General features: G+C 71.6%; 6 protein-coding genes and 1 pseudogene. 3 read left to right on the top strand and 4 right to left on the bottom strand.

Annotated features, from left to right (window positions below):
- The first annotated feature begins 148 nt into the window (after positions 1-148).
- Positions 149-681: pseudogene (locus GA0070621_RS29295) on the top strand (N-acetyltransferase family protein).
- Positions 682-741: 60 nt separating this feature from the next.
- Here the strand turns inward: GA0070621_RS29295 and GA0070621_RS29290 are convergent.
- Together GA0070621_RS29290 and GA0070621_RS29285 are read right to left on the bottom strand one after the other, a co-directional pair.
- A complete protein-coding gene (locus tag GA0070621_RS29290; RefSeq protein ID WP_091190043.1) occupies positions 742-1737 on the bottom strand; it encodes an expansin EXLX1 family cellulose-binding protein in 996 nt (331 codons plus the stop codon).
- 78 nt (positions 1738-1815) lie between these two features.
- Complete coding sequence (locus GA0070621_RS29285) at positions 1816-2649, bottom strand: class I SAM-dependent methyltransferase (protein ID WP_091190040.1); 834 nt, start codon at positions 2647-2649, stop codon at positions 1816-1818.
- Positions 2650-2762: 113 nt separating this feature from the next.
- Here GA0070621_RS29285 and GA0070621_RS29280 point away from each other — a divergent pair, with 113 nt between their 5' ends.
- Entirely contained in the window at positions 2763-3839 is a 1077-nt protein-coding gene (locus GA0070621_RS29280; protein ID WP_091190036.1) for an LCP family protein, read from the top strand.
- A gap of 111 nt (positions 3840-3950) precedes the next feature.
- Positions 3951-5504 carry a sugar transferase gene (locus tag GA0070621_RS29275; protein ID WP_167667587.1) on the top strand — a complete coding sequence of 518 codons (1554 nt, stop codon included), beginning with the start codon at positions 3951-3953 and terminating at the stop codon, positions 5502-5504.
- Between the two features lie 17 nt (positions 5505-5521).
- Here the strand turns inward: GA0070621_RS29275 and GA0070621_RS29270 are convergent, their stop codons facing one another.
- Together GA0070621_RS29270 and GA0070621_RS29265 are read right to left on the bottom strand one after the other, a co-directional pair.
- Positions 5522-6994, bottom strand: a complete 1473-nt coding sequence (locus GA0070621_RS29270) for a glycosyltransferase (protein WP_091201790.1) — start codon at positions 6992-6994, stop codon at positions 5522-5524.
- A 1-nt stretch (position 6995) separates the two neighbouring features.
- Positions 6996-8585, bottom strand: coding sequence for an O-antigen ligase family protein (locus GA0070621_RS29265; protein WP_157740092.1), 1590 nt, complete (start codon positions 8583-8585; stop codon positions 6996-6998).
- Between the last annotated feature and the right edge of the window lie 296 nt (positions 8586-8881).

The raw sequence follows: 8881 nt of genomic DNA, 5'->3' as shown, positions 1-8881 counted from the left end.
GGAGTGGCGTAACAGGCAGGCGCGCGGGCCTTAGGAGCCCGTGTCCGAAAGGACGTGGGGGTTCGACTCCCCTCTCCCGCACCAGCAGCACTGTCGTGAAGGTCACGAAGGCAGCTTCGGGCGGCGTCGTTCACGCAGGATGGCGGGCGTGAAACTGCGCTTCGTCCTCGATCCCGCCCTCACTCCTGAGCTGCGCGAACAGATCCTCGCCCTGTGGGTGGACGTCACCAACGCCGGCGGCGCGGTCGGCTTCGTCGCACCGGTCACCGCGGCCGAGGTCCGGCCCGTCGCCGAGCAGACCTTCGCCGGCCTCGGCGACGGACTGGACCGGCTGCTGGTCGGCTACGAGGGCGATCGGCCGGTCGCCTTCCTGGTCATCGCCGACAACCGGTCCACCTACAGGCGCACTGGCGGGTGCTCAAGCGGGTGATGGTCCACCCGGACACCCAGGGCCGTGGGTACGGGGCGGCGCTGATGCGCGAGGCCGAGCGGATCGGGCGGGAACTGGGCCTGGAGGCGCTGCACGTGACGGTCCGGGGCGGCCAGGGCCTGGGCGCGTTCTACGGCCGGCTCGGCTATCGGGAGGTCGGGCGGCTGCCCGCCGCGCTACGCCTGGCTCCCGGCGACGACCGGGACGAGATCTTCATGTGGCTCGACCTGACCGGTCGCGCCGTGGCCTGACCCACCGCCCGCCGGGCGTGCCGGCCGTCGGGCTCGGACGGCAGGTGGCCGCGCGCGCCGTCAGCCACAGGCGGCGGGCGTCACGTCGAGGGACGGTGGGGCGGCGGCCGCGTCCAGCACGGCCGCGCCGGTGGTCGGGGCCACCGACGCGCTGGCCGAGGCGGACGGCCGCGGGGTCGGCCGGGCGGACGGCGTACGGGACGGCGTCGCCGACCGGGACGGGGTGGCGCCGGCCCCGCCGTACATCCGCACGCTGCTGCGCTGCACCTGGCCGGGGAGCATCCGGACCCCGGTGGCGGTGACGCGGTGGCCGTACACGTCGGTGACCCGGATGGTGTACGGCCCGGGCCCGGCGCCGGAGTCGATGAGCCAGTAGTTGTAGTCCTGGCGGACCGTCGCGCGCCAACTGCCGCCCTGCCGTACCTCGACGGAGCGCAGGGGGTTGCCGTGGTCACCGACGAGGACGGCGAACCACCACTGCGACGCGCCCTCCTTGATCCGGAAGGTGAGCGGGCCGGGCAGCGGCGGATCCACCACCGCGCGGTAGCTGACCTTGACCACGCCCTGCACCGGGTCGGCGATCCGCGCGAACGCCTCGGCGGAGAGGTCGAGGTGGCCGGATTCGCACTCCGGGCACTGGTCCATGACGAGGACCCGGACGGTGCCCTTCGGGCCGGTGACGTCGAGGAAGCCGCCGCAGGCCGCGCCGGCCGCGTACTCGGTGGGGCCGAGGGCGACGTAGCGCCGGTCGGCGGGCGCGGCCGGCCGGGAGCAGTTGCCGCCGGCGCCCTTCGAGTCGTAGAAGGTCGCCTTCCCGCTGTGGACGGTGCCACCGAGCGGCGGCCCGGCGAGCGCGCCGGGCGGCGCGGCGCAGGCGGGGGCGGCGCCGCCGCGTACGGCGAGGGCCACCCCGAGCAGGGCGGCGAGCGCGATGCCGCCGGCGGCCAACCAGCGGCGTGGGTGGGCAGCGGCCCGGCGGCGTCCCGGACCGCGTCGCGCGGGCCGGGCGGCGTCGACGGGCGAGGGTGGGGCGCTGGGAGCGCTGCCGGCGGTCACGCCGGTCGATGCTGCCGGATCTGCCCGCCGCCGGACAAGCGGGCTAAGCGAAAGCTAAGACGGCCGCAGGAGTCCTGCTTACCAGGCCACGCCGATGCCGTCACCCGGATACCAGTGCCCGGCCGGGGTCTCCCGGTAGGCGAGGAAGCGCCGGCCGGTCCGCTCGGCGTGCTCGGCGAGCACGTTGGTGATGGTGACGTTGTCGGTGAGCAGCAGCGCCCCCGGGGCGAGCTTCGCCTCGACCGCGTCGAACTCTCTCTTCTCGTGTCCCCGGCTGTGGTCGCTGTCGTGCAGGAAGATGTCGACCGGGCGGTCCAGCGCGCGGATCGAGGCGATCGAGTCGCCGATGACCAGGTCGACCACGTCGGCCCACGGGGTGGCCCGGGCGAGATAGCCGGCCTCGGGGTTGATGTCGAGCGAGGTGAGCCGACCGGGGTGCCCCTCGGCGGTGTTGCGCAGCAACGCGGCGGCCAGGACGCAGCTGCCGAGCCCCTTGTCCACGCCGGTCTCGACGACGTGTGCGGGCCGGCGGGCGCGGACCATCGCGTACCAGCCGATCCGGCGGGCGTAGCGGACCTGCCGGTCGGCCAGGCCGCGCCGGGCCGAGGCGGCGGTGGCGGCCTCGATGTGCCCGCGCAGCGTCTCGTCGGCCTCCAGTTCGGCGAACCAACCCCGCACCTGCCCGACCGGCACGTCGCAGGCGACGCTGACGAACCAGGCCAGATGCTGTCGGCTCAGCTTGGTCAGGTCGTACGTGTAGTTGTGATGCTCCCGCGAGGTGAACAGCCAGCGGGCTGAGGTGCCCAGCACCCGGCTGTCGTACCGGGCGACCTTGGCCAGCCGCTTCGGAAAGGCGGCGACCGGCGCCAGCGGGGTACGGGCGATGGCCCGACGGAGCTTCGTTGCGTCCACGAGTGCGGTTGTACCAGTTCCGGGCGGTGACCGACAGGAAAAGTTTCCAGCTACCGACCGGCTCGCCGGACGAGGGTCACCGTGTCGGAGAGCGAGTCAGTAGCATCGCGCACATGTCGGATCGTCAGCAGCTCGCGGACCACGAAGCGCCCACCCCAGCATCTGGAGTGGATTCGGACGGTGCCGAGCAGCCGTCCACCCCGGCTCCGCGTCGTCGCCGGGGTCGGCGTATCGCCCTGATCGTGCTGCTGGTGGTGGTGCTGCTCGCCGGCGGCGGCGTCCTCGCCGGAGGGCTGTACTACCGCTCGGTCAACTCCTCCATCGACCGGGTGGACGCGTTCGAGAACGTGCCCGAGGAGTCCCGCCCCCAGGTGGTGGCCAAGGGCGCGATGAACATCATGATCCTGGGCAGTGACTCCCGCGACCCGGAGAACACCGGGGGGTCCCGCAGCGACACCATCATCCTGGTCCACCTGCCCAAGGACCGGCAGAGTGCCCAGCTCATCTCGATCCCTCGGGACACCTGGACGCCGATCCCCCGGTCGAAGGAGGGTCGGGGCGGCCGGGACGCCAAGATCAACGCAGCGTACGCGTGGGGCGGCGTGCCGCTGATGGTGCAGACCGTGGAGAAGTTCACCGGCGTCCGCATCGATCACGTGGCGATGGTCGACTTCTCCGGCTTCAAGGAGATCGTCGACGCCCTGGGCGGCATCGAGATCGACGTGGAGCAGAGCTTCACGTCGAGGCACTCGCTCAACCCGGACGGCCGCCGGGAGTTCGTCAAGGGCCGGCAGACGATGGACGGGGCCGCCGCGCTGGACTACGCCCGGGAGCGCTACGCCTTCGCCAACGGCGACTTCACCCGGATCAAGCACCAGCAGCAGGTGATCAAGGCGATCCTCGACAAGGCCGCCTCCGGCGGCACGCTGAGCAGCCCCACCAAGCTGAACTCGTTCGTACGGGCCACGGCCAGCTCCGTCGCGGTGGACAAGTCGATGTCTCTTGTGGATCTCGCGATGGAGATGCGCCACCTGCGCAGCGGCAATCTCGGCTTCTACACCTGCCCGGTGAAGGGAACTGGCCGGGTCGGCAGCGAGAGCGTGGTGTTCGCGGACACCGCGAGGGCCAAGGAGCTGTTCGACGCGGTCCGCCGCGACTCGGTTCCGGAGATCACTTCCGCCGGAAAGTAGGAACTCGCTCTGTCGGGCCGGCTCTGGCGGCGCGGCGGAGTCGCTCGTATCCTGCGATCGCCCGGAGCCCGCGTCATGCGCGGACCGGGCGGTCACGGGGGAGGATCGACAATGTCAGGGCACTCGGCGACGAGGGACCCGGCTGCGACCGCGACGCAGCTTGAGGAAGCAGGACCCATCGCGGCATCGCCGCCCGACGCGGCCGACGACGACGAGGGGATACTCGCCGTGTTCCCCGCCGGGCAACTGGCCGGCGAGGCCGCGGTCACCGCTCCGGCGCGGATCGGTCTGGACACGACCGCGGTGCTGCCGTACGCCAGTTCCCGAACCTCGAAGCGGACGCGCCGGCTCCGGGCCTGGATGCTGACCGTTCCCGTCGACCTCGCCGCACTGCTGGCTCCCCTGTTGCTGAGCCAGAACTACTGGCGTGGCACGCTGACCAACGCCGGCCTCGCCATGGCCGTCTTCGCGGCCGGAGGGCTCTATCGGGCCCGCCGCCACCTGAGCATCCTGGACGAACTGCCGGGCATCTGCGGGCGGCTGCTGGCCTGCGGCGCGGTGGTGGCCATCATCGCGGCCTACCGCCACGACTCGGTGCCGTACGTCAGCGGGTTCATGCACGACGTCGCGCTCTCGGCGGGCCTGGTGATCGTGGGTCGGACCTGCACCCGGGCGCTCATCATCGCCGCGCGTAAGCGCCGCTGGCTGGAGCACAATGCCATCATCATCGGCAGCGGTCCGATCGCCGGGGAACTGGCCCGGCTGCTCCGCCGTTACCCCCGGTACGGGCTGCGGTTCGTCGGCTGCGTCGACGCGGCGTCCCGGCAGGACGTCAGCGGACTTCCGCTCGTCGGCACCCTCGACGACCTGGAGCATCTCGTCCGGCTGCTGGACTGTGAGGTCCTCGTCATCGCCGATTCCGACTGTCCTGAGTCGGCGCTGATCGAATATCTGCTTCACCCGGTCAGCGCGAGCTGCGACCTCTGGGCGGTGCCCCGCCTCTGGGGCTCTCGCACCCACGGCCGTTACCCCGACCATGTCGGCGCAATCCCGATCGTGCAGATCGGAGACATCACGTTCACCGGCCCACGATGGGCCATCAAGCGCGCCTCGGATGTCGCGTTCGCCGCGCTGGCGTTGATCGTGCTGAGCCCGTTGCTGCTGCTCTGCGTGATCGCGACGCTGTTGGACGGCGGCCGGGGCGTCTTGTTCCGTCAGGAGCGCATCGGCCGCTACGGCAAGCCGTTCCAGGTACTCAAGTTCCGCTCGATGCGCCCGGTGGACGAGCACGAGTCGCAGACGAACTGGTCCATCGCCCACGACCAGCGGGTCGGACCGATCGGGCGGTTCATGCGCCGGACGTCGTTGGACGAGTTGCCTCAGCTCTGGAACATCCTGCGAGGGGAGATGAGCGTGGTCGGGCCGCGTCCGGAGCGGCCGTACTTCGTGGAGAAGTTCTCGGCCGAGTACCCGAACTACGCGATGCGCCACCGGGTGCCGGTGGGATTGACCGGGCTCGCGCAGGTCAGTGGCCTGCGCGGCGATACGCCGATCTCCGATCGGGCGAGGTTCGACAACTACTATGTGGAGAACTGGTCGCTCTGGCTCGACCTCAAGATCGTGCTGCGTACGGTTGCCGAGGTCTTCCGCGCCGGCGGTGGCTGACCAGACGGCGCGGAACCCTAGCCGACGTTGGCCTGCCCGGTGTGGGTCGACACGGGCTCACCGAGCGCCACGGCGCGCAGCACCCGCGCGTGCCCGGCCAGGGACTCGTCTGGGGAGAAGAGCCTGATCGCCTCGTCGCGCAGGCGCGGGCGGGCGGCTGTCCAGGCCGCGCGTTCGCGGATCATCGAAGACATCGCCGAGACCAGCTCCGGTCGGTTCCCCTGCGGCCGGTACCGAAGGTCGTTGATCACCGGCCAGTCCACCAGCTCGGCATTCCCGGCCGGGTTGGCGACCAGGTGACCCCGCCGGCCGTCGCCCAACTGCTCGCGGGCCCCACCGACGTCGGTGAGCACGACCGGGACTCCGGCCACCAGGGCCTCCATCGACGACAGCGACCAACCCTCGAAGAAGGAGTCGAGCACGAAGGCGTCCGCCGCCGCCAGCAGCGCCGACGGGTTGGCGCAGTGTCCACGCAGGTGGATCCGCTCGGTGCCCGGCAGGGACGCCGCGAGCTGCCGGGTCTGCTCGTAGTAAAGGAGGTCGTCGTTGGCGCGACCCGCCACCAGCAGGTGAGCGTCCGGGTGCTGGGCCGCCACGTCGCTGAAGGCCGCCACCAGGCCGAAGGTGTTCTTCTGCAGGCAGTATCGCGACAGCGAGACGAACAGGAACTCGTCCGTCAGCCCCAGTGCCGCGCGGGCCTGCGCCCGGTCCACGGGGAGGACGCGCGATCCGTCCACGCCGTTCGGCACGGTGACGACCCGGTCGCCGGGATAGGTCGGTACGCGGGCGAGGTACTGCTGACGGACGAGATCGCTGACCGCGATCTGCGCGGAGACCCGCCGTGCCCGCTGCGCTTCCGGTGCCCAGGATTCGGGGTGGTAGAAGCGATGCATGTCGTGCAGCGTCTCCACCCACGGCACACCGGCCTCGGTGGCCGCGTCCAACAGCCAGTCGCGGGCGTTGTGGGCGCTGACCACATCGGGCCGCCACGAACGCATCCAGGCGCCGGCGTCCTCGGGCGTGAGCCGCTGTGTCGCGACGCCCTCGGCGGCGAGAGCCGAGGCGAGCCGTCCACCCTCGCCTTCCTGTCCGGGCAGGCGCGTGTCCGCGTAGACGACCACGGTCTCGAAGGCGTGGGCGGGGAGCCGGCGGGCGAGGAACGCGGCGACCTCCTCCGCACCCCCGACGTCGAGCACGCCCACGGCGACCGCACAGCGCACCTGCCGGCGCTCGGTCACCTCGGCGGTGGGCGGAGGGCTCGACCGCCGCGTATCGGTGGCGGGCGACCGCAATGCCTCCAGGTCGCCCCCGCCTCGGTTGCGCACGAGCGGGACCGACCAGTCCTCACTCGGACCCGACGCGGCGGCGCCGGGATTGGTGAACAGCCGGAGGGTACGTCCGGCCATCCGACGCAGCGGCTTCGGGACGACGTGCGCCTGGCGCTGGGCCCAGAGTGCGAGCCGCAGCGTACGTGGTGAGGAGTCGGTCATCCTAGGCGGCCTTGTCGATGACCTCGGACGGCGAGCCGATCCCGGTTCCCCGATCGGGCCGGCCACGGGGCAGGAGGAACGGCGCGACGATCCCGGCCGCGATGCCCACCACCAGCGGCCATCGGCTCGTCTCGGCCAGGAATGGCGCGGTCATCAGACACAGGGGTGCGATCAGACAGAACGCGGCCGCAGATCGGACCACCACGTCGCTGTCAGGGTCCCGCACCGCCTTCAGTGCGGCCAGACCGGCGGCCACGAGGAAGAGGATGACGAGCACCGGTGCCAGCGGACCGTAGCGCAGCCAGTCCTGCAGCAGTTCGTTGTGCACGTACACCCGGGTGGAGTCGCCGGCAGCGAGGCCCGGGAGTTGGGGTGACTGGGGACCCACCCCGGTCCAGGGATTCGCCTGGACGTATTCCCACCCGAGCCGCAGGTCGCTGAGGTGTCCGGTCGTCGACTCCGCCTGGTGCTTGATGCTTTCCTGGGTCCGTTGGGTCGGCGCGGCCTTGGTGGGCGGGCTGGAAGGCCCGTCCTGTCCGCTGCTCGCGCTTGGCGTACTGCTCGCGGTCGGCGCGTTGTTCGCGCTCGGGGTGCTGCTCGCCGTCGGTGTGCCGCTCGCGACCGGTCCGCTGTTCGCGCTCGGCGTGGTGCTCGCGGTCGGCGTGGTGCTCGCGCTCGGTGTGTCGCTCGGGCTCGGCGCGGTGCTCACCGTCGGCGTGCTGCTCGGGCTGGGCGTGCCGCTCGGGCTGCTGCTGAGCTCGAAGCTTCCCGCGCTGCGCAGGCCGAGATCCGCGGCGAAGCCCGGTGCGGCGAACACGATCACGGCCAGCGCGGGAACCACGAAGGCGAGTTGTCGGGCAACCCGCTTCCACCGTTGCCAGGTCAGCACGAGGACCACGACGAAGGCGGCCAGCGCCGCGAGCCACACGCTCCGCCGGAAACTGATCAGGACGAGTAGCGGGGCGGCTGCGACCACGCTCAGGTGCCGCCAGTCCCAGCGCCACCGGTCGTCACCGAGTACGCCGATGAACACCGCCGCCGCGATCGCGGGCAGTGCCGAGTCGTAGTAGACGAAATAGTCGCTGAGCCGGTCGTCAGCGATCTCGCCGAGGGGAATCGCGATGGCCGCCGCGGCGAGCAGGACGCACAGCGCCGCTCCTACCGTCACTTCCAGCGACTTCCGGTCGTCCTGAAGCAGCCGCAGGCTCATTCCGATGATGAGGCCCAGGAGCAGCAGGACGAAGGGGCGGGCGTTCTGGTTGACGGCGGAGAAGGGCGACTGCCCGTGGACCAGACCGCTGACGACACTCAGGACCACGAGGGCGGCGGCCACCCCGAGCAGCACGCCGCCAGCCGAACGGAGACGAGGTCGCGCCGGTGGCCACGATCGTGCGGCTGCCGCGAGCACGGCGGCCAACGCAAGCGGCAGGGCGAGCGGGATCTTCCCGGAGCTGATGAAAACCTGGTGGCCCAGCGTGGTCAACTCGCCGAAGCGCCCGTTCGGCTTGATCTCCTGGGCGAGCACGGCCACGAGCGCGATGCCGGTCACGGGAAGGCGAAGCACCAGCAACGGCAGTGCCAGCGCGAGCACGATCCCGACGGGCGATCGCAGCGTCCAGGCGATGTGTACGGCGGAGAGCGCCGCTACCGCCCAGGAAGCCCAGGCGATCGGCCGAGGTGCGGTGGCGGCGAGAGAACCGGTGATCCAGGCGGGGATGCGCGCCCGGTGCGGTCGGCCTCCAGCCTCGCCGGGGACGTCCGGTCGGTCCAGGGGCTGTCGGGGAGGACGAATCTGCGCGTCATCCGTGCCCGAAGCCGTCGAAGTCCCTCTGGAACCCATCGCTGCCCTTGCCCCGAGATCAGGTTCCGCCGGCCTTCGCTGACACA

Source organism: Micromonospora narathiwatensis (genome assembly GCF_900089605.1).
In the GTDB taxonomy this organism is placed as follows: Bacteria; Actinomycetota; Actinomycetes; order Mycobacteriales; family Micromonosporaceae; genus Micromonospora; species Micromonospora narathiwatensis.
The sequence above is the reverse complement of the archived record's forward strand: the minus strand, read 5'-3'. Positions and strand labels throughout refer to the sequence as shown.

Excerpts from the sequence above, each read along its gene's own strand:
- GA0070621_RS29280 (WP_091190036.1), top strand. The coding sequence starts at position 2,763 with ATGTCGGATCGTCAGCAGCTCGCGGACCACGAAGCGCCCACCCCAGCA.
- GA0070621_RS29275 (WP_167667587.1), top strand. The coding sequence starts at position 3,951 with ATGTCAGGGCACTCGGCGACGAGGGACCCGGCTGCGACCGCGACGCAG.
- GA0070621_RS29270 (WP_091201790.1), bottom strand. The coding sequence starts at position 6,994 with ATGACCGACTCCTCACCACGTACGCTGCGGCTCGCACTCTGGGCCCAG.